Source organism: Streptomyces sp. NPDC048142 (genome assembly GCF_043202835.1).
GTDB lineage: Bacteria > Actinomycetota > Actinomycetes > Streptomycetales > Streptomycetaceae > Streptomyces.
Window position 1 is genome coordinate 177428 of sequence record NZ_JBIDBC010000007.1, and the last position, 20877, is coordinate 198304.

Consider the following 20877-nt stretch of genomic DNA (forward strand, 5'->3'; position numbering starts at 1 on the left):
GGCGATCTGTGCGATCGAGGCGGGTGCTACGCGGGGGTGGCGTCGAGAGCATGGCCCACCAGGGCCAGCAGCGACTCGACCACCGTGATCCTGTTACGCGCGTCCATGATCACTATCGGCACGTGCGGGGGTATGGTCAGCGCCTCCCTGACGTCCTCCGCCTCGTAACCGGGCGTCCCCTCGAAGTGGTTGACGGCCACGATGTACGGCAGTCCGCAGCTCTCGAAGTAGTCGAGGGCGGGGAAGCAGTCGGCCAGCCGGCGGGTGTCGGCGAGGACGACCGCGCCGATCGCCCCGCGCACCAGGTCGTCCCACATGAACCAGAACCGCTGCTGGCCCGGCGTGCCGAAGACGTACAGGACGAGGTCGTCCTCCAGCGTGAGCCGGCCGAAGTCCATGGCCACCGTGGTGGTGGTCTTCTCGGGCGTCGCGGTGAGGTCGTCGGTCTCCTCGCTGGCCTGGGTCATCAGCGCTTCGGTCTGCAGCGGCGTGATCTCGGAGACCGAGCCGACGAACGTCGTCTTGCCGACGCCGAAGCCGCCCGCCACCACGATCTTGGTGGCGGTGGGTGCGCGGGTGTGGTCGAGCTGCCAGGCCTGGAGGGACTCCTCGGCCTGTTCCCGGGGCCCCGGCCGGCGCGGGGCGAAGAGCGGCGCCTCAGAGACGGCGGAGTCCATTGAGCACCCTTTCGAGCAGTGCGCGGTCGGGCTGGCCGGTGCCGTGACCGGTCCCGTACACGCGGATCTTTCCCTGGTCGGCCAAGTCGCTGAGCAGCACCCGGACGACTCCGAGCGGCATCTTCAACAGGGCCGAGATCTCCGCGACCGTACGCATCCGGCGGCAGAGTTCGACGATGGCCTGGAGCTCCGGCATGATGCGCGTCGCGAGGTTGCCTCCGGTGAGTTCGCGGCGCTCGTCGGGTGCTTCGAGGGCCGCGACGAACGTCTCGACGAGCAGGACGTGCCCGAACCGGGTGCGACCGCCGGTGAGGGAGTACGGGCGGACCCGGGCGGGGCGCTTGTCGGCCCCTCGGACGGGGAGCCGGGGGGCGGGCCCGGCGGCGGCGGTGGTCACTGGGCGCTCTCCAACGATGTGCGCAGCTCACTGCGGAGTTCGGGGGTGAGTACGTGTCCGGCCCGGCCGACGAAGAGGGCCATGTGGTACGCGACGACGCTCATGTCGCAGTCCGGGGTGGCGTGGACACCGAGGAGGGAGCCGTCGCTGATCGACATGACGAAGACGCTGCCCTCGTCCATGGCGACCATCGTCTGTTTGACGCCGCCGCCGTCCATCAGCTTCGCGGCTCCGACGGTCAGCGAGCCGATGCCGGAGACGATCGTGGCCAGGTCGGCGCTGGATCCCTTGGGCCCGTCCGGCGTCCCTGCGGCCGGTGCGGCCGCCTTCGCGGTCAGCCGACCGGGGTCGGAGGAGAGCAGCATCAGGCCGTCGGACGAGACGACGGTGACCGAGTGGACCCCTGGCACCTCCTCCACGAGATTGCTCAGCAACCAGTGAAGGTTCCGGGCTTCGGTGCTCAGCCCGAATGTGCTGGGCGCAGTCAACTGCGTGCCTCCTCGACTGTGTCCCCCGTCTCTTCGTTCCGGCCGTCCGCGCGGGCGCCGGTCTCGGCGGCCCATGCGGTCCTTGCGTTCCGTGCGTCCTGTGCGGTGTCCGTGACGTGTGTGGTGCCAGTGGTGTGTGCGGTGCCTGTGGCGTGTGCCGTGGTGCTCTGGTGCCTGGTGCGGTCGGTGGGTACGACTCCGAGGTCGGCGAAGGCGACGCCTCCGGTCTCGGCGATCTCCGCCTCGACGTCACGCCGGCCCTCCTTCGCCGCCTCGTGGAAGCTGCCGAGCCGGCGGCGCAGGGCGTCCCGGTCCACGCTGCCCGTTCGCCCGGTGACGGGGGCGGTGTCGGGCCGGACCACCTTGGGGGTGCGCTTCGGCAGCCCCTTGTCGGTGATCCGCCCGGCCTCGGGACGGCGGGGGCCCGGGACGGTGTCGGCGGGGACGATGCCGGCGGCCCCGGCGTGCGGCGCGGGGCGGAACGCGGGCCCGTCCGGGTCCTGGTCCCCGGGGCCGGTCTCGGCCGGGCGCTCGTGGCGGTCGGGGCCGATCGCGTACGGGTCGGCGGTCCTCGGGGCGGCGGGGGCCGACGGAGGCTTCGGCAGCCGGACCTGCAGGGTGACCTCGGAGTCCACCCAGGTTTCAGCCCCGGTATCGGCTTCGGCCTCGGTTTCGGCTTCCGCGACCGGTTGCTGCGCGTCCTGCCGCTGCTCCTGCTCCTGCTCCTGCTCCTGCTCCTGCTCCTGCGGCGGTACGTCCGTGGCTTCCGGGCTGTCGTCGAGTGCGGCGCTCTCGGCGGCGGCGTTCTCGCGGATCGCCCGCTCGGCGGCGGCGATCACGGGGTCCACGGCGGGCAGGGGCTCGGCGGCCGGCTCCGGGGCGTTCTCCGCGTCCAGGTCCGACACCGGCTCGGCGACCGCCTCGGCCGCCGATGTCGCCTCGGGCTCCGGGACCGGGGCCGGGAGCGGCGAACGGCTCGGCAGGGCGTTGGAGTTGGCCTCCGCCACCGACCCCGGCAGGTTGAGTGCGGGCGCGTCGCCGGGCAGCTGCACGACGGGCGGCGAGGCGGCGGGCAGCGACTTGGGCAGCAGGGCTTCCGGCAGGACGACGACGGCCGTCACACCACTCCCCTTCTGCTCGCGCAGCTGGACCCGCACTCCGTGCCGGGCGGCCAGCAACGACGTGACCTGGAGACCGAGTCCGGCCCCTGTCATGTCGATGTGCCGCTCCCCCGGCTCGAACGAGGCCGGGTCGGCCAGCCTGGCATTGAGTTCGCCCATCCGGACCGTCGACATGCCGATGCCCTCGTCCGACACGGAGAGCATCACCTCGCCGCTCTCCAGGAGCCAGCCGGACAGCTCGACATGGGAGTCGGGCGGCGAGAAGGAGGTCGCGTTCTCCAGGAGTTCGGCGAGGAGGTGGCTGAGGTCGTCGGCGGCGAATCCGGCGATCTGGGCGTGCGGCGGCAGGGACTGGATGGTCACCCGCTCGTACCGCTCGATCTCGCTGACGGCCGCGCGCGCCACGTCGACCAGCGGGATCGGCCCGGCGTGGCCGTGGCCGTGCTCGGCGCCGGCGAGGACGAGCATGTTCTCGCTGTGGCGGCGCATGACCGTGGCCATGTGGTCCAGCTTGAACAGGGTGGCGAGGCGCTCCGCGTCCTGCTCGCGCTCCTCCAGGCCCTCGATGACGCCGAGCTGCCGCTCGACCAGTCCGAGGGTACGCAGGGAGAGGTTGACGAAGGTGTGGTTGACCGTGTTCCTCAGCTGCTCCAGCTGGGTGGCCAGTTCGGTGGCCCGTGTCGTGAGTTCGGCCCGCTGGGCGACAAGGGTCTCCCGGCCCGCGATCAGCTTGGACCGTTCGCCGGTGAGCCCCTCGAAGCGTCCGGTGAAGTCCTGGTGCAGGGTGGTGAGCCTGCCGTGCAGGGAGTTCATCGAGCGTACGACCTGGGCGAACTCGTCGTTGCGGCCGGTGTAACGGACCGGTTCGGCGTTCTCGGGGTCCTCGGCGAGGCGCGCGGCGCCGATGCGCAGGACGGCGAGCGGCTGGGTGAGGGTGCGGGCGACGGCCGTGGAGACGCCGACGGCGAGCAGGAAGCAGCCGCCGAGCAGGGCGATGCTCAGTTCGAGGGCGGTGACGTCGTCGTCGCGGAGGCCCTCCAGGTGCTGGACCTGGCCGGTGGTCAGGGCGGACTCGACGCTGCGCATCCGGTCGACGCGGGCGGAGAGCGCGGCCTCCAGCTTCCCGGGGCTGACCCTGCGCTCCGTGTCCGACAGCTCGGGGCGGTCGGTGAGGCGGGTGAGGTACTTCTCCGCGTCGTTGACCTCGGGTCCGGTGACGGTGGCGGAGAGCTTGTCGCGGGCCTGCGGGTCCGCCGCCTGGTCGAAGTCGGCGAGCGCGGCCAGCTCCCGGACGCGGGCCTGCTGGGCGGCGGCGCTCAGCTCGTCGCGTTCGCGGTCGGCCCGGGTGTCGCCCTCGTCCTGGGTCTGGATGGGCAGCCCGGTGAAGGGGTCGGTCTGCGGGGCCGTCGGCTCGGGGCTCGGCACGGCGAGCGCGGCGAGGAGGAGCCCGCGGGTGGCGGCGGCCTGTTCGGCCGCGCCGCCGAGGGTGAGCGGGGCCCGGGTGGCGTCGGCGGCGCGCGGCGGGGTCTTCTCCGCCAGTTCGGCGGCGATGCCGTGCAGCTTGGCGATGATGTCGGAGTACGCCTGGTGCGCCTTGAGGGCCGAGCCCTTGCCGGTCAGCGCGTCGCGGCGCAGGGAGACCACCGTCGAGAGGTCGCGGCGCAGGGCCGGGGAGGCCGCCTCGTGGATCTCGTCGATCTGCTGGTCGACGCGGGTGGTGCGGGCGGTGCGGTTCTTCGCATCGTCGTTGTCGTCGCCGTCGTTGTCGTCGCCGCCCTCGTCCCGGCCGTCGGCGATGTACGCGGTCATGGCGTCACGTTCGTCGGCGAGGGAGTGCCCGAGGGCGACCGCCTGCTGGTTCAGCTCGGCGAGGGTGACCAGCCGCTGGGACTCGCTCAGATCGGCGGAGGCCCCGAGCACGGCGGGGGCGCCCGCCGCCATGACGATGACGCCGACCACCGCGACACCGGCGACCAGCCGGCTGCGCACCCGCACGGTCCGCTTGTCCGCGCCGGGTGCCGGAGGCGTCGCCCCGGAACCGTCGCGCGTCGTGCCCTTGCTCCGCGGCCGCTTCTTCTGCACCGGTGCTCGCAATCTTGACTCGTCCACCCTTGAAGCAGAGGTGACGCACGGTCACATGGAAGGGCGCCCTGCTCCTGGTACGGCTTCTGACCATTCCAGCGCTTTTGAGAGGGGGGCGCGCATCAACCGCTCCGCCACTCGAAGGAGTGAACCCCACTCTGGAGTTGGCGAACAAGTCTCCCCTGGTGCGCCCCTGACCATGCGTGGACCATGGGGTGGAACTTACGCCCCGCCTTTGGCAAGATGCCCGCCCGCATCCGGTCCGGAGCCGCTTCTTCCGCTCCGTGCGCCCGCGTTGACCTGCTGGTACAGGCCATATCCGGTCACGTGCGGGGACGGTGAAGGGCTCGTGCAGACTGGCGGCATGCGCATCGAACTCGCCACCGCGCCCGGCAGCCCCGAACGTCCCAACGAGGACTGGGCCGCCGGGGCCCTTCCCGCGTCCGGCCAGGGCGGTGTGCTGGTCCTGCTCGACGGCGTCACCCCGCCGGCCGGGGACGACGGTTGTGTGCACTCGGTCCCGTGGTTCACCGCTCGGCTGGGCGGCGCACTGGTGGAACTGTCCGGTTCCTGCCCCGGCCTGACCCTGGCCGGGATCCTGGCCGCGGCCATCTCCCGTACAGCCGACGCCCATCGGGCCACCTGTGACCTTTCTCACGTGCGTACGCCTCAGGCGACCGTGGTCCTCGCACGCTGGAACGAACACGCGATCGAGCACCTGGTGCTCTCCGACTCGGCCCTGCTGCTGGAGTCCCGCGACGGCACGGTCCGGGCGGTCCTCGACGACCGGCTGGACCGGCTGCCGCCGGGCTCGCTCGCCTCGGACGAGATCGCCGATTCCACGGTGCGCAACAAGGAGGGCGGCTTCTTCACGGCCGCCGCCGATCCGTCGGTGGCCTCACGCGCGGTGACGGGCAGCACCCCGGTTGCCGGTGTCCGGGCGCTCGCCGCGCTCACGGACGGGGCGGCCCGCTGGACGGAGGTGTTCGGCGAGGGCGACTGGACGGACGCGCTGGGGCTGCTGCGGAAGGCGGGGCCGCAGGGGCTGATCGACCGGGTGCGGGAGCTGGAGGACGCCGACGCGGCGGCCGGGCGCGTACGGCTGCGGCGCGGCAAGACGCACGACGACGCCACCGCGCTCCTGGTGGAGGTGGAGTGAGCACGACGGTCGCGGGGCGGCCCCGGCGAGCGCGACCGGTCACGGGGCGGCTTCCGGTGAGCGTGGCGGTCGCGGGGCGGCTCCCGGTGAGCACGACGCCACCGGAGTGGCTCCCGGCGAGCGCGACGAGCACGGAGCGACTCCAGGCGAGCGCGACGGTCACAGAGCGACTCCCGGCGAGCGCCACGGCCTCGGGTCAGCTCTCGGCTCGGGTGTTCAGCTGGTGCAGCAGCCGGGCCAGCTCTGCGATCTCGCCCCGGTCCCAGCCGGCCAGCTTGCGCACGTAGCGCCCCCGGCGGGCGTCCCGGACGCTGCGGAAGCGGGCCAGCCCGTCGTCGGTGAGATGGACGAGCCAGGCCCGCCCGTCGGCCGGGTCGGGTTCGCGGGCCACCAGTCCGAGGTTCTCCAGGGAGTGCAGCTGGCGGCTCATGGTGGCCTTGCCGACGCCGAAGTAGGCGGCCAGCTCGGTGGCCCGCTGCCGGCCCGCCGCCTCCAGGCGGACGAGCAGGCCGTAGGCGGCGGGCTCCAGTTCGGGGTGGACCTCCCGGGCCATCTCACCCGAGCTGGCGCGCGCCCGGCGCAGGAACACGGCCAACTCACGCTCCAGCGCGAGAAACTCGTGGTCCACGCCGCTTGCCTCCGGCACGCCCGGCGGCGGCTCGCTGTCGTTCCCGCGCACGTCAGTACCCCTCGTACGGTTCTCTGCCGATGGAAGTCTCTTCCGCGACCGGCCCAACGCCGCGGTCGGCCAGTATTTCGCAGGAGCAGACCAACGGCGGCATCTCGGGGCGCCTCACCGGCGCGGGAGCCTTCCCGGCCGCCCTCGCCCTTGCCCCCGGCCCTGCCCCCGGCCCTGCCGGGCGTGGCCTCCGCCGGCGTCCCGCCCGATGACTCCCCCACGCACGGCACCACCGGGACGGGCGTCCACACTTCTTGGTCCGGGCGGCCGGGGAGCCCACTATGCACTGCATGTATACGTGCGATGTATAGTGCTCGGCGTACCGCACACCTGTGCGGGATTTCCCGCACAGAGGAGTGATGTGTCGTGCCCGGAAAGATGCCGTTGCCGAAGATGGGGTTGACTGCGGCGCTGGTGACAGCGCTCACACTGGCGTTGAGCGGCTGCTCGATGGACACCACGGCGCCGGGCTCGGCACGTGGGGAGGCCGCCTCGGACGCCAAGGGCGCGTTCGGACCGGTGGACTGCCGCAAGGCCAAGTGCATCGCCCTGACCTTCGACGCGGGTCCGGGCAAGGACACGCCGAAGCTGCTGGACATCCTCAAGGAGAAGAAGGTGCACGCCACCTTCTTCCTGCTGGGCAAGCACCACGTCATCAAGCACCCCGGCACGGTGCAGCGAATCGAGGACGAGGGCCACGAGGTCGCCAACCACACCTGGACGCACAAGATCCTGACCGATCAGAAGCCGGACGAGATACGCGACGAGCTGGAGAAGACACAGCTGGCCATCGAGAAGATCACCGGCAAGAAGCCCCGGCTGCTGCGCCCGCCGCAGGGCCGCACCGACGACACGGTCTCAAAGATCAGCAAGGACCTGGGGCTCTCCCAGGTGCTGTGGAGCGCCACCGCCAAGGACTACTCCACGAACGACTCCGCGCTGATCAAGAAGCGGATCCTGGACCAGGCGAGCAAGGACGGCATCATCCTGCTGCACGACATCTACAAAGGCACCGTGCCCGCCGTGCCCGGGATCATCGACGCGCTCCAGAAGGACGGCTACACCTTGGTGACCGTCCCCGAGCTGATGGCCCCTGCCGAGCCGGAGCCGGGCACCATCTACCGCCCCTGACCGGCACCATCCGCTGCTCGTGCCCGGCACCATCCACCGCCCCGTGACCGGCACGATCCGCGCCCGTGACCGGCACCATCTGCCGCCCGGCGACCGGCGCGATCCACCACCCATGACCGGCACCATCTGCCGCCCGGCGACCGACTCCGGGCAGCGCACGGAACGACCCGCCCCCGTTGACTCGGGGTGCGGGCCGTCCGTACCGGCCACGTACCTGATACCGCGCCCGTCACTGCGTGGCGGTCAGGCCGCGGCCGGGATCCTCTCCTCGGCCCGGACCGAAGCCGGGGCGAGGGCGATCTCCAGCACCTGGCGGACGTCGGTCACCGGGTGGACGTCCAGCTTCTCCAGCACCTCGGCCGGGACGTCGTCCAGATCGGCCTCGTTCCGCTGGGGGATCACCACGGTGGTGATGCCCGCGCGGTGGGCGGCCAGCAGCTTCTGCTTGAGGCCGCCGATCGGCAGCACCCGTCCGGTCAGCGACACCTCACCGGTCATCGCCACATCCGTACGGACGAGGCGTCCGGAGAGCAGCGAGGCCAGGGCGGTCGTCAGGGTGATACCGGCGCTCGGGCCGTCCTTGGGGACCGCGCCCGCCGGGAAGTGGATGTGCACACCCCGGTCCTTGAGGTCCCCGACCGACAGCTCCAGCTCCGCGCCGTGCGAGCGCAGGAAGCTCAGCGCGATCTGCGCCGACTCCTTCATGACGTCCCCGAGCTGACCGGTCAGGGTCAGTCCGGAGGCCCCGGTCTCCGGGTCGGCGAGCGACGCCTCGACGAAGAGGACGTCACCGCCCGCCCCGGTCACCGCGAGCCCGGTGGCCACGCCCGGCACCGCGGTGCGGCGCCCGGCCGGGTCCTGGGCGGACTCCGGCACGTGGTGCGGACGCCCGATCAGGCCGCGCAGGTCCTCGTCGGTCACCGCGAACGGCAGTTCGCGGTCGCCCAGTTCGTGCTGGGCGGCGACCTTGCGGAGCAGCCGGGCCACGGCCCGCTCCAGATTCCGTACGCCCGCCTCGCGGGTGTACTCGCCGGCCAGCTTGCGCAGCGCCGACTCCTCCAGGGCGACCTCGTCCTTCTCCAGGCCCGCCCGCTCCAGCTGGCGCGGGAGCAGGTGGTCCCGGGCGATGACGACCTTCTCGTCCTCGGTGTAGCCGTCGAGGCGGACCAGCTCCATACGGTCGAGCAGGGCCTCCGGGATGGCTTCGAGCACGTTGGCCGTGGCGAGGAAGACGACGTCGCTGAGGTCGAGCTCGACCTCCAGGTAGTGGTCGCGGAAGGTGTGGTTCTGGGCCGGGTCGAGGACTTCGAGGAGGGCGGCGGCCGGGTCGCCCCGGAAGTCGGAGCCGACCTTGTCGATCTCGTCGAGCAGGACGACCGGGTTCATCGAGCCGGCCTCCTTGATGGCCCGCACGATACGGCCGGGGAGCGCCCCCACGTACGTACGCCGGTGACCGCGGATCTCCGCCTCGTCCCGGACACCGCCGAGCGCGACGCGGACGAACTCGCGGCCCATGGCGTGCGCGACGGACTCGCCGAGCGAGGTCTTGCCGACGCCGGGCGGGCCCACGAGGGCCAGTACCGCGCCGCTGCGGCGACCGCCCACCACGCCCAGGCCCCGGTCGGCGCGGCGCTTGCGCACCGCGAGGTACTCGGTGATGCGTTCCTTCACGTCGGCGAGGCCGGCGTGCTCGGTGTCCAGGATCTCCTGGGCGCCGCGGATGTCGTAGGCGTCCTCGGTGCGCTCGTTCCACGGCAGTTCGAGGACGGTGTCCAGCCAGGTGCGGATCCAGGAACCCTCGGGCGACTGGTCGCTGGACCGCTCCAGCTTCTCGACCTCCTTGAGCGCGGCCGTCCGGACGTGCTCGGGCAGGTCGGCGGCCTCGACGCGGGCCCGGTAGTCGTCGGACTCGTCCTCCGGGTCGCCGTTGAGCTCGGAGAGCTCCTTGCGTACGGCGTCCAGCTGGCGGCGCAGCAGGAACTCGCGCTGCTGCTTGTCGACGCCGTCCTGGACGTCCTTGGCGATGGACTCGGCCACGTCCTGCTCGGCGAGGTGTTCGCTCAGCCACTGGATGGCGAGCTTCAGCCGGGCGACCGGGTCCGCGGTCTCCAGGAGCTGGACCTTCTGGGCGGTGGTGAGGAACGGCGAGTATCCGGAGTTGTCGGCGAGCGCGGAGATGTCGTCGATCTGCTGGACCCGGTCCACGACCTGCCAGGCGCCGCGCTTCTTCAGCCAGCTGGTGGCGAGTGCCTTGTACTCCTTGACCAGCTCGGCGGCGGATCCGGGCAGCGGGTCGGGGGCGACGGTGTCGAACACGGTCCCCTCGACCCAGAGCGCCCGGCCGGGCCCGCTGGTCCCGGCGCCGATGCGGACCCGGTCGCGGGCCCGGATGAGCGCGCCCGGATCGCCGTCCGACAGGCGTCCGACCTGCTCGACGGTGCCGAGGACACCGGTCCCCGTGTACGTCCCGTCGATCCGCGGGACCAGCAGCACCTCGGGCTTGCCGCCGCCGGGGCGGGCGGCGGCCTGCGCGCCCTCGACGGCGGCGCGCACCTCGGTGTCGGACAGGTCGAGCGGCACCACCATGCCGGGCAGGACGACCTCGTCGTCGAGCGGCAGCACGGGCAGGTCGATCGGTGTGAACGCCTGGGACTCGTTAGTCATGATCTCCCCTTCGGCAGGCAAGTTGAGCTATGTGGACTCAATGCTCCTGAGCCGCCGAATGTTCCCCACTGCCTGTTCGCTCTGAGCGATCAGACGGTTCCCGCCCGTCCGGACCGGCCGTCGCTCCCGGGCCGGGCAGGCCCTCCATGTACGGGAGCGCTGCGGGGCGGACCCTTGTTCCCCACCCCCGGAGCGGGAAACGTGCTGGCCTTCGCCCCGAGCGGCGGACAGGATGGACGGGCACCGACTGCCACGACCGGAGACCGGAGAGCCACGCCATGTCCGCGATGTCCGCCCCCGCCCCACCGCCGACGCGTTCCACCGACACCCCCGTCGCCCTCGACCGCCGCGAGGGCCCCTTCGGTGAAGTCGTCCTGCGGGAGCGCGGGGAGCACTTCGAGATCATCGCCAACGGCTGCTTCCTGATGGACACCTCCGACGGGCGCTCCGAGCGGCTGCTGATCGACGCCGCGCTGGCCGCGCTGCCCGCCGGGCGGAGCCGCCCCTCGGTGCTGATCGGCGGTCTGGGCGTCGGGTTCTCCCTGGTGCGGGCCGCCGAGGAGGAGCGCTGGGGCCGGATCGTGGTCGTGGAGCGGGAGCAGGCGATCGTGGACTGGCACCGGTCCGGGCCGCTGGACCGGATCTCCGGGCCGGCGCTGGCCGACCCCCGGACCGGGATCCTGCACACGGATCTCGTCGCCCACCTCCGTACCGCCACGGAGCGTTACGACGCACTCTGCCTGGACATCGACAACGGGCCCGACTGGACCGTCACGGACGGTAACGAAAGCCTCTATTCCGCCACCGGTCTGGCGCACTGCCACGACCGGCTGACCCCGGGCGGCGTGCTCGCCGTCTGGTCCGCGCAGCCGTCGCCGGCCTTCGAACAGGCCTTGCGGAATGCCGGGTTCAGCGGGGTAAGGACGGAAGAGGTGGCTGTTGCCCGAGGTGTGCCCGACGTGGTCCATCTCGCACTCCGGGCGGCCTGAGGGTCTGACCCCCCCCTTCCGGTGTGCGGGGCCCGGCGGTGGCACGGGCCAACCGGCACAAGGGCGACGATCCGGCTGCCCGGAGGGTTGAACCCGCGCCGCGGGGGCAACACCCTGCGTAGCCGGGAGCCCTCCGCTGCCTTTACGCTGCTGACCGGCACACGGGATCACCCACGAAATCCACGAGCGAAGACCGTGCCTCCGGGGGACAGGCTCCCGCGAGAACGGGCAGGGGCGGGGCGATGGAACAGACACACACCACCCACAACGGCGCCGCGGCCACCCCCGGGGCTCAGCGCCGGGTGCTGGTGGTCGAGGACGACGCCACGATCGTCGACGCCATTTCCGCCCGGCTGCGGGCGGAGGGCTTCCTCGTGCAGACCGCGCTGGACGGCCCTGCGGCCGTGGACGCGGCCGAGGCCTGGCAGCCCGACCTGATGGTGCTCGACATCATGCTTCCCGGCTTCGACGGCCTGGAGGTCTGCCGCCGGGTGCAGGCCCAGCGCCCGGTGCCGGTGCTGATGCTCACCGCACGCGACGACGAGACCGACATGCTGGTCGGGCTCGGGGTCGGCGCCGACGACTACATGACCAAGCCGTTCTCCATGCGGGAGCTGGCCGCCCGGGTGCACGTGCTGCTGCGCCGGGTGGAGCGGGCCGCGCTGGCGGCCGTCACCCCGCGCAGCGGGATACTGCGCCTGGGCGAGCTGGAGATCGACCACGCGCAGCGCCGGGTCCGGGTGCGGGCCGACGACGTTCACCTCACGCCGACCGAGTTCGACCTGCTGGTCTGCCTCGCCAACACCCCGCGCGCGGTGCTCTCCCGGGAGCAGTTGCTCGCCGAGGTGTGGGACTGGGCGGACGCCTCGGGCACCCGCACGGTCGACAGCCACATCAAGGCGCTGCGCCGGAAGATCGGCGCGGAGCGGATCCGCACCGTGCACGGCGTGGGCTACGCCCTGGAGACTCCCGCGCCATGACGCGGCCGGGGTCCGGACTGCGGCCCTTCTCGATCAAGGCCAAGCTCGGCACGCTCGTCGTGGTCTCGGTGTTCATCACCACGGGGCTGCTGATCGTGGCGTTGCGCACCCGTACGGAGTTCCGCTTCATCACCGTGTTCTCGGTGATCGCGACGCTGCTGATCACCCAGTTCGTGGCGCACGGTCTGACCGCGCCGCTGGACGAGATGAGAGCGGTGGCCCGGTCCATCTCGCACGGCGACTACACCCGCCGGGTGAGCGGCGCCGGGCGGCGGGACGAGCTGGGCGACCTGGCGCAGACGATCAACCGCATGGCGAATGATCTGGAGGAGGAGGACCGGCACCGAAAAGAGCTGGTCGCCAATGTCAGCCATGAGCTGCGCACACCGATCGCGGCGCTGAGAGCCGTGCTGGAGAACGTGGTGGACGGGGTGTCCGCCGCCGATCCGGAGATGATGCGCACGGCGCTCCAGCAGACGGAGCGGCTCGGCCGGCTGGTCGAGACGCTGCTGGACCTGTCGCGGCTGGACCACGGGGTGGTGACGCTCAAGGCCCGCCGTTTCGAGGTGTGGCCGTATCTGTCGGGCGTACTGAAAGAGGCCAATCTCGCCGCCTCCCACCGACGCCTGTCGCCCGGTTCGGGCAACAACTCCCGTACGGATGTCCACCTGCACCTGGACGTCTCGCCGCCGGAGCTCACCGCGCACGCGGACACCGAGCGGCTGCACCAGGTGGTCGCCAACCTCATCGACAACGCGGTCAAGCACAGCCCGCCGCACGGCCGGGTGACCGTGCTGGCACGGCGCGGGGACCGTCCCGAGTCGCTGGAGCTGGAGGTCGTCGACGAGGGGCCCGGCATCCCGGAGGCCGAGCGCCACCGGGTGTTCGAGCGCTTCAACCGGGGTCAGGTGCCGTCCCCGCACGGTCCGGGGAGCGACGGCGGTACGGGACTGGGGCTGGCCATCGCCCGGTGGGCGGTCGATCTGCACGGCGGGCGGATCGGGGTGGCCGAATCCACACAGGGCTGTCGCATCGAGGTCACCCTCCCGGGAATCCCCGAGCCGCGCGGTTGACGACGCGGTTGACATAGGGTCGAACCGGAAAGGCACGTTCATCCGTGTCCTGCCAGCAGGGGACCTCAAGGGGATACGGTCGGACGACCGTATCCACGGTCCTGCGTACCCGAAGTGCAGTGGAACCTCGCTTGCTTCCCGCCATTTCCTGCGCCGAAACCCGCCTTCCGATGTGATGTGCACGACGAAGCACCGGCCCGGTCTGCAAGGAACGGTTCGGGGGGCGTAGCCTTGATTTCCGCTGTCCATCACCTTGTGAAGCGGAAGAGGGCGGTTGCCGCCGTGTCGTCTCAGTCCCCCAGTAACTCGAGCATCTCGACCGACCAAGCCGGACCGGGCATCAACCCGGCCGCCGCGTTCGGCGCCAATGAATGGCTCGTCGACGAGATCTACCAGCAGTACCTCCAGGATCCCGGTTCGGTCGATCGCGCCTGGTGGGACTTCTTCGCCGACTACAAGCCGGGCGCCTCCGGCACGGCGGACAAGCCCGTTCCCGGGGCCCCGGTGACCGAGGTCCCGGCCTCCGCCGCGGCTGCCCCGGCGGCCGCTCCGGCCCCGGTGAAGGCCGCGCCCGCAGCCGCTCCGGCGGCTCCGGCGCAGCCGGCCCCGGCCAAGGCCGCCCCGTCGGCCCCGGCCCCGGCGAAGCCCGCGACGGCGAAGCCCGCCGCCGCGCCCGCCAAGGCCAAGGCCGACGAAGCCACCGAGGCCCCGGCCGGCCCGGAGTACGTGACGCTGCGCGGCCCCTCGGCCGCCGTCGCGAAGAACATGAACGCCTCGCTGGAGCTGCCGACGGCCACATCCGTCCGCGCGGTCCCGGTGAAGCTGCTCTTCGACAACCGCATCGTCATCAACAACCACCTCAAGCGCGCCCGCGGCGGGAAGATCTCCTTCACGCACCTCATCGGGTACGCGATGGTGCAGGCCCTCAAGGCCATGCCGTCGATGAACTACTCCTTCGCCACGAAGGACGGCAAGCCGACCCTGGTCAAGCCGGAGCACATCAACCTGGGTCTGGCCATCGACCTGGTGAAGCCGAACGGCGACCGCCAGCTGGTCGTCGCGGCCATCAAGAAGGCCGAGACGCTCAACTTCTTCGAGTTCTGGCAGGCGTACGAGGACATCGTCCGGCGCGCCCGCATCGGCAAGCTCGGCATGGACGACTTCTCCGGCGTCACCGCCTCGCTGACCAACCCCGGCGGCATCGGCACCGTCCACTCGGTGCCCCGCCTGATGCCCGGTCAGGGCCTCATCATGGGCGTCGGCGCGATGGACTACCCGGCGGAGTTCCAGGGCACCTCGCAGGACACCCTGAACAAGCTCGGTATCTCGAAGGTCATGACGCTGACCTCGACGTACGACCACCGGGTCATCCAGGGCGCCGCCTCCGGCGAGTTCCTGCGGGTGCTGGCCCAGCTGCTGCTCGGCGAGAACGAGTTCTACGACGAGATCTTCAAGGCGCTGCGCATCCCCTACGAGCCGGTCCGCTGGCTCAAGGACATCGACGCCTCGCACGACGACGACGTCACCAAGGCCGCGCGGGTCTTCGAGCTGATCCACTCCTACCGGGTCCGCGGCCACGTCATGGCCGACACCGACCCGCTGGAGTACCACCAGCGCAAGCACCCCGACCTGGACATCACCGAGCACGGCCTCACCCTGTGGGACCTTGAGCGGGAGTTCGCGGTCGGCGGGTTCGCCGGCAAGACGATGATGAAGCTCCGCGACATCCTCGGTGTGCTCCGTGAGTCGTACTGCCGCACCACCGGCATCGAGTTCATGCACATCCAGGACCCGAAGCAGCGCAAGTGGCTCCAGGACCGGGTCGAGCGCCCGCGTCCGAAGCCCGAGCGCGAGGAGCAGCTGCGCATCCTGCGCCGGCTGAACGCCGCGGAGGCGTTCGAGACGTTCCTGCAGACGAAGTACGTCGGCCAGAAGCGGTTCTCGCTGGAGGGCGGCGAGTCCGTCATCCCGCTGCTCGACGCGGTCATCGACTCCGCCGCCGAGTCCCGCCTCGACGAGGTCGTCATCGGCATGGCCCACCGCGGCCGGCTGAACGTCCTGGCGAACATCGTCGGCAAGTCGTACGCGCAGATCTTCCGCGAGTTCGAGGGCAACCTCGACCCGCGCTCGATGCACGGCTCCGGCGACGTCAAGTACCACCTGGGCGCCGAGGGCACCTTCACCGGTCTGGACGGCGAGCAGATCAAGGTCTCGCTGGCCGCCAACCCCTCGCACCTGGAGGCGGTCGACCCTGTCCTGGAGGGCATCGCCCGCGCCAAGCAGGACATCATCAACAAGGGCGGCACGGACTTCACGGTCCTGCCCGTCGCGCTGCACGGCGACGCGGCCTTCGCGGGCCAGGGCGTCGTCGCCGAGACGCTCAACATGTCGCAGCTGCGCGGCTACCGCACCGGCGGCACCGTGCACGTGGTGATCAACAACCAGGTCGGCTTCACCGCCGCCCCGGAGTCCTCGCGTTCCTCGATGTACGCCACCGACGTGGCGCGCATGATCGAGGCGCCGATCATCCACGTCAACGGCGACGACCCGGAGGCCGTGGTCCGCGTCGCGCGGCTCGCCTTCGAGTTCCGCCAGGCGTTCAACAAGGACGTCGTGATCGACCTCATCTGCTACCGCCGTCGCGGTCACAACGAGACCGACAACCCGGAGTTCACCAACCCGCAGATGTACACCCTGGTCGACAAGAAGCGCTCGGTGCGCAAGCTGTACACCGAGTCCCTCATCGGTCGCGGCGACATCACGCTGGAAGAGGCGGAGCAGGCGCTCCAGGACTTCCAGGGTCAGCTGGAGAAGGTCTTCGCGGAGGTCCGCGAGGCCACCTCGCAGCCGGCCGCCCCGCACGTCCCGGAGCCGCAGGCCGCGTTCCCGGTGGCCCTGGAGACCGCGGTCTCCACCGAGGTCGTCAAGCGGATCGCCGAGTCGCAGGTCAACATCCCCGACTCGATCACCGTCCACCCCCGTCTGATGCCGCAGATGCAGCGTCGCGCGGCCTCGGTGGAGAACGGCACGATCGACTGGGGCATGGGCGAGACGCTGGCCATCGGTTCGCTGCTGATGGAGGGCACCCCGGTCCGGCTCGCCGGCCAGGACACCCGCCGCGGCACGTTCGGCCAGCGCCACGCGGTCCTGGTCGACCAGGTCACCGGCGAGGACTACACCCCGCTGCTGTACCTGGCCGACGACCAGGCCCGGTACAACGTCTACGACTCGCTGCTCTCGGAGTACGCGGCGATGGGCTTCGAGTACGGCTACTCGCTGGCCCGTCCGGAGTCGCTGGTCATCTGGGAGGCCCAGTTCGGTGACTTCGTCAACGGCGCGCAGACCGTCGTGGACGAGTTCATCTCCTCGGCCGAGCAGAAGTGGGGCCAGACCTCCGGCGTAACGCTGCTGCTGCCGCACGGCTACGAGGGCCAGGGTCCGGACCACAGCTCGGCCCGCCCGGAGCGCTTCCTCCAGATGTGCGCGCAGGACAACATGACGGTCGCGATGCCGACCCTCCCGTCGAACTACTTCCACCTGCTGCGCTGGCAGGTGCACAACCCGCACCACAAGCCGCTCATCGTCTTCACCCCGAAGTCGATGCTGCGTCTGAAGGCGGCGGCCTCGGCGATCGAGGAGTTCACCACCGGCGGCTTCCGCCCGGTGATCGGCGACGCGTCGGTCAAGGCCGAGGACGTCCGCAAGGTCGTCTTCTGCGCGGGCAAGCTCTACTACGACCTGGACGCCGAGCGGGAGAAGCGCGGCGACACGGAGACCGCGATCATCCGGCTGGAGCGCCTGTACCCGCTGCCGGGTGCGGAGATCCAGGCCGAGATCGCGAAGTACCCGAACGCCGAGAAGTACCTGTGGGCCCAGGAGGAGCCGGCGAACCAGGGTGCGTGGCCGTTCATCGCGCTCAACCTGATCGACCACCTGGACCTCGCGGTCGGCTCGGACGTGCCGCACGGCGAGCGCCTGCGCCGCATCTCGCGGCCGCACGGCTCGTCCCCGGCGGTCGGCTCGGCCAAGCGCCACCAGGCGGAGCAGACGCAGCTGGTCAACGAGGTCTTCGACGCCTAGGACCGCGTAGCCGTACGCGCTGTTCGTACGCCACTGGGACCCGGTTCCGCGCTCGTCGCGGGACCGGGTCCCCGGCGTTGTCGCGGTGCCGGGGGCCCTGGCGTATCCGGCGTTCCGGTGGGCGTCCGCGCCTCGATATCCTGTGCGCATGTACTTCACGGACCGTGGCATCGAGGAACTGGAGAAGCGGCGCGGCGAGGAGGAGGTCACCTTCGAGTGGCTCGCCGAGCAGCTGCGGACGTTCGTCGATCTCAACCCCGACTTCGAGGTGCCCGTCGAGCGCCTCGCGACCTGGCTGGCACGGCTGGACGACGAGGACGACGAGGACGCGTAACCCGCCGGCGCTAGTGTCCCGCGCCCGCCCTGGCCCGTTCGTACGCGAGTCCCAGCGCGCCCTGCGCCAGGAGCACGGCACCGGCCGCCGCCCAGCCGCCGCTGCGGCGGCGGACGCCCCACAGCAGGAGCGGAAGCCCGGCCGCGAGCTGGACGGCGGCGACGGCCCGCGCGCGGGGGCCGCGTACCCACGGGCCGACCCGGCTGCTCTCGACCGCGTCCAGTTCGACGCGTACGGCATCACGCCAGCCGGCCCACTCGACGCGCTGCACCCCGCGCTGCACCGCCGCGACGCTGCGCAGCCGGTCGGCGCTGCTGCCCGGTGAGAGTCCGGCGGGCAGGGCCAGCCCGGTACCGGCGAGGACGGCGAGCAGCCCGCGCAGCCTGGCGTCCGCGCCCGCGTCCGGATCGGGGTGGGTCAGCCCCTCCAGTGCCTGCACGTCCAGCACCGGGTCGAGGCCGAGCCGGACCGCGAAGGTCCGCATGGCCTCGTCCTCGCCCACCGGGGTGCCGTCGGTCAGCCAGACGTAGCCCACAGGGCGGCGGAACCCGGCGGCGAGGGTGTATCCGGCCCGGTCGGCGTCCCACCACAGGGCGAGCACCGGCCAGGTGGAGCCGACGGCGAGCGCGGCGGCCCAGCCGCCGAGGACCCGGTCGACCGGCTCGGCGTCCCGCTCCGCGCCCCCGGTCCGCCAGGGCTTCCCCTCCGGGACGAGCACGCTCCACTCCTCGCCCGCGCGGGCCAGCAGCATCTGCTCGCGCAGCAGGTGGGCGAGCGGCCGTACGGTCTCGGGGTCGGCCCGGCACAGCAGGAGGGCCCCGGTGGATGTCGCGTTCATGGCTCACACGCTAGGGCAATATGCCCACATTTGATGCTGCCGCATGCGTTTCGCCACGGCGGCCTCCCGCGGGACCCCCCGCCCGCCTCTTCTCCCCGACCCCCTCAGCCCACTCGGCTTCCCTTGACTTCCCTCATCCGCGATATATCGTGTTCTGGACGAGACGCGATATGTTGCGTCGCCACGCTTTCCGGGAGGACATCCATGCCTGTGTCGACATGGACCATCGCCGAGCCGCGGAAGCTCGCCTTCGACGATCCGGTGACGGCGCTCCATGTGCGCATCGTCGACGGCACGGTCAACGTGGTCGGGACCGACGAGCCGGACGCCCGGCTGGAGGTCTCCGCGATCGAGGGACCGCCGCTGATCGTGACCCAGGAGGACGGCCGGCTCACCGTGGCCTACGAGGACCTGCCCTGGCAGGACTTCCTGCGCTGGTTCGACCCCAAGGGCCGCCGCCGCAGCGCCGTGGTCTCGCTCGTCGTGCCGGCCGCTTCCTCGGTCGAGGTCGGCGTGATCGGCGCCGGGGCCGTCGTCTCCGGCGTCAGCGGCCGTACCGAGGTCCGCGGCATCACCGGGGACTCCACGCTCGTCGGGCTGACCGGCGCGGTGCGCGGGGAGTCCGTGTCGGGCAGCCTGGAGGCGCAGAGTGTCACGGGGGACCTGCGCTTCCACTCGGTGTCCGGTGATCTGACGGTGGTCGACGGGGCGGGGACCTCGGTCCGGGCCGAGTCGGTCAGCGGTGACATGGTGCTGGACGTCGACCCCTCCGGGAAACCCACGGACATCAGGCTGACCACGGTGTCCGGTGAGATCGCGATCCGGCTGCCGCACCCGGCCGACGCCAGGGTCGAGGCGAACACCGCGAGCGGGACCGTCTCCAACGCCTTCGAGGGCCTGCGGGTCGGCGGGCAGTGGGGGGCGAAGAAGATCACCGGCACGCTGGGCGCCGGGACGGGGACCCTGCGGGCGACGACCGTGTCCGGTTCGATCGCCCTCCTGCGCAGGCCGCCCGTCGAGGACGACGCGTACGCCGCCGAGCCGACCGGAAAGGTTCTCTGACATGCCTCCCGTATTCGCCCACGGCCGTCTGCGGCTGTATCTCCTCAAGCTCCTCGACGAGGCGCCCCGCCACGGCTACGAGGTCATCCGCCTGCTGGAGGAGCGCTTCCAGGGCCTGTACGCCCCGTCCGCCGGCACGGTCTACCCGCGGCTGGCCAAGCTGGAGGCCGAGGGCCTGGTCACCCACGCCACCGAGGGCGGCCGCAAGGTCTACTCGATCACCGACGCCGGCCGCGAGGAGCTGGCGGGCCGCAGCGGCGAACTGGCCGACCTGGAGCTGGAGATCCGCGACTCGGTCTCCGAACTGGCCGCCGAGATACGCGACGACGTCCGGGGCGCGGCGGGCCGGCTGCGCAGCGACATGCGGGCGGCCGCGTCGGAGTCCCGGCACGGCACGAAGGCGGGGGCCGGGAGCGGCAGGGCGAAGGGGACGGGGAAGGGCGAACCCTCCTCCCCGTTCGGCGACTTCGGCGACTTCGGCGGTCTGGGCGACCTCGGCGACAGCGAGGCGTGGCGCACGGCGAAGGAGGAGCTGCGCCGGGCCAAGCAGGAGTGGAAGGAGCAGGCCCGCCGGGCGAAGGACGAGTCCCGGCGCGCCCGCGAGGACGCCCAGCAGGCCCGCCGTCAGGCCAAGGAGGCCCAGGAGAAGGCGCGCGAGCAGATGCAGACCGCCGCCCGCCAGGTGCAGGAGCACTTCGCGCGGGGCGACTGGCCCTCCGGCGTACGGGAGGGTCTCGCGGAGATCACCGGCCAGCTCGGCGGCCTCGCGCGGTCCGGCGCCTGGCCCCCGTTCGGCAAGCCCGAGCCGGAGACCGCCCCGCCCGCCCAGGCCCCGGTCCCCGGCGCGGACTGGGGGCAGGACGTGCCGTCGGCCGGTGATCCGGTGCGCGACCTGGACCGCCTGCTGGACCGCTTCCGCGACGGCATCCGGGACGCGGCCCGCGATCACGGGGTGACGGAGGACCAGCTCGCGGAGGCCCGCCGCCAGCTGGGCGCGGCGACGGCGCGGATCGAGGCGCTGCTGACGGCGGAGGACGAGGCGAAGGCCCGAGCCGACGACGAGCGGAAGGCCTGAGCCAGAGCCTGAGCCAGGGCCTGACCCCGAAGAGGCGGACGTCCGGAA

At 71.8% G+C, this 20877-nt stretch carries 16 protein-coding genes; 9 read left to right on the forward strand and 7 right to left on the reverse strand.

Annotation, left to right across the window (positions count from 1 at the left end):
- Positions 1 to 26: 26 nt before the first annotated feature.
- From ACGF2Y_RS12300 to ACGF2Y_RS12315, 4 genes are read right to left on the reverse strand one after another with little or no spacing between them, the layout of a single operon-like run.
- Positions 27 to 677: an ATP/GTP-binding protein gene (locus tag ACGF2Y_RS12300; protein ID WP_392945607.1), complete on the reverse strand. Its 651-nt coding sequence runs from the start codon at positions 675 to 677 to the stop codon at positions 27 to 29.
- Positions 658 to 1074 carry a DUF742 domain-containing protein gene (locus ACGF2Y_RS12305; protein WP_392945609.1) on the reverse strand — a complete coding sequence of 139 codons (417 nt, stop codon included), beginning with the start codon at positions 1072 to 1074 and terminating at the stop codon, positions 658 to 660. The genes ACGF2Y_RS12300 and ACGF2Y_RS12305 overlap by 20 nt, the downstream gene beginning before the upstream one ends.
- Complete coding sequence (locus ACGF2Y_RS12310) at positions 1071 to 1562, reverse strand: roadblock/LC7 domain-containing protein (RefSeq protein WP_392945611.1); 492 nt, start codon at positions 1560 to 1562, stop codon at positions 1071 to 1073. Before ACGF2Y_RS12310 ends, ACGF2Y_RS12305 begins: the two co-directional genes overlap by 4 nt.
- Entirely contained in the window at positions 1559 to 4765 is a 3207-nt protein-coding gene (locus ACGF2Y_RS12315; protein WP_392945613.1) for a nitrate- and nitrite sensing domain-containing protein, read from the reverse strand. Before ACGF2Y_RS12315 ends, ACGF2Y_RS12310 begins: the two co-directional genes overlap by 4 nt.
- Positions 4766 to 5129: 364 nt before the next feature.
- On the opposite strand from ACGF2Y_RS12315, the gene ACGF2Y_RS12320 reads away from it, so the two are divergent.
- Complete coding sequence (locus ACGF2Y_RS12320; RefSeq protein WP_392945615.1) at positions 5130 to 5924, forward strand: hypothetical protein; 795 nt, start codon at positions 5130 to 5132, stop codon at positions 5922 to 5924.
- 196 nt (positions 5925 to 6120) lie between these two features.
- Here ACGF2Y_RS12320 and ACGF2Y_RS12325 read toward each other — a convergent pair whose 3' ends face one another.
- Positions 6121 to 6603, reverse strand: a complete 483-nt coding sequence (locus ACGF2Y_RS12325) for a MarR family winged helix-turn-helix transcriptional regulator (RefSeq protein WP_392945617.1) — start codon at positions 6601 to 6603, stop codon at positions 6121 to 6123.
- 378 nt (positions 6604 to 6981) lie between these two features.
- On the opposite strand from ACGF2Y_RS12325, the gene ACGF2Y_RS12330 reads away from it, so the two are divergent.
- Complete coding sequence (locus ACGF2Y_RS12330) at positions 6982 to 7734, forward strand: polysaccharide deacetylase family protein (RefSeq protein ID WP_392945765.1); 753 nt, start codon at positions 6982 to 6984, stop codon at positions 7732 to 7734.
- Positions 7735 to 7977: 243 nt separating this feature from the next.
- Here the strand turns inward: ACGF2Y_RS12330 and lon are convergent, their stop codons facing one another.
- Positions 7978 to 10398, reverse strand: a complete 2421-nt coding sequence (lon, locus tag ACGF2Y_RS12335) for an endopeptidase La (protein WP_392945619.1) — start codon at positions 10396 to 10398, stop codon at positions 7978 to 7980.
- Positions 10399 to 10676: 278 nt separating this feature from the next.
- Here lon and ACGF2Y_RS12340 point away from each other — a divergent pair, with 278 nt between their 5' ends.
- The 5 genes from ACGF2Y_RS12340 (at position 10677) to ACGF2Y_RS12360 (ending at position 17854) form a co-directional block, all read left to right on the forward strand.
- Positions 10677 to 11387: a spermidine synthase gene (locus ACGF2Y_RS12340; RefSeq protein ID WP_392945621.1), complete on the forward strand. Its 711-nt coding sequence runs from the start codon at positions 10677 to 10679 to the stop codon at positions 11385 to 11387.
- A 242-nt stretch (positions 11388 to 11629) separates the two neighbouring features.
- Positions 11630 to 12367 carry a response regulator transcription factor gene (locus ACGF2Y_RS12345; RefSeq protein ID WP_392945623.1) on the forward strand — a complete coding sequence of 246 codons (738 nt, stop codon included), beginning with the start codon at positions 11630 to 11632 and terminating at the stop codon, positions 12365 to 12367.
- On the forward strand, positions 12364 to 13440 hold the full coding sequence (locus tag ACGF2Y_RS12350) for an ATP-binding protein (RefSeq protein ID WP_392945625.1): 1077 nt from the start codon (positions 12364 to 12366) through the stop codon (positions 13438 to 13440). The genes ACGF2Y_RS12345 and ACGF2Y_RS12350 overlap by 4 nt, the downstream gene beginning before the upstream one ends.
- 282 nt (positions 13441 to 13722) lie before the next feature.
- The gene (locus ACGF2Y_RS12355; RefSeq protein WP_392945627.1) at positions 13723 to 17520 is read left to right on the forward strand and encodes a multifunctional oxoglutarate decarboxylase/oxoglutarate dehydrogenase thiamine pyrophosphate-binding subunit/dihydrolipoyllysine-residue succinyltransferase subunit; all 3798 of its coding nucleotides are present in this window, start codon (positions 13723 to 13725) and stop codon (positions 17518 to 17520) included.
- Positions 17521 to 17668: 148 nt separating this feature from the next.
- Positions 17669 to 17854 (forward strand): DUF6104 family protein, encoded by a 186-nt coding sequence (locus ACGF2Y_RS12360; RefSeq protein WP_003966321.1) that lies wholly within the window; start codon positions 17669 to 17671, stop codon positions 17852 to 17854.
- 10 nt (positions 17855 to 17864) lie between these two features.
- Here the strand turns inward: ACGF2Y_RS12360 and ACGF2Y_RS12365 are convergent, their stop codons facing one another.
- Positions 17865 to 18692 carry a hypothetical protein gene (locus ACGF2Y_RS12365; RefSeq protein WP_392945629.1) on the reverse strand — a complete coding sequence of 276 codons (828 nt, stop codon included), beginning with the start codon at positions 18690 to 18692 and terminating at the stop codon, positions 17865 to 17867.
- Between the two features lie 204 nt (positions 18693 to 18896).
- On the opposite strand from ACGF2Y_RS12365, the gene ACGF2Y_RS12370 reads away from it, so the two are divergent.
- Together ACGF2Y_RS12370 and ACGF2Y_RS12375 are read left to right on the forward strand one after the other, a co-directional pair.
- The gene (locus tag ACGF2Y_RS12370; protein WP_392945631.1) at positions 18897 to 19754 is read left to right on the forward strand and encodes a DUF4097 domain-containing protein; all 858 of its coding nucleotides are present in this window, start codon (positions 18897 to 18899) and stop codon (positions 19752 to 19754) included.
- 1 nt (position 19755) lies between these two features.
- Entirely contained in the window at positions 19756 to 20829 is a 1074-nt protein-coding gene (locus ACGF2Y_RS12375; protein ID WP_392945633.1) for a helix-turn-helix transcriptional regulator, read from the forward strand.
- The last annotated feature ends 48 nt before the right edge of the window (positions 20830 to 20877 follow it).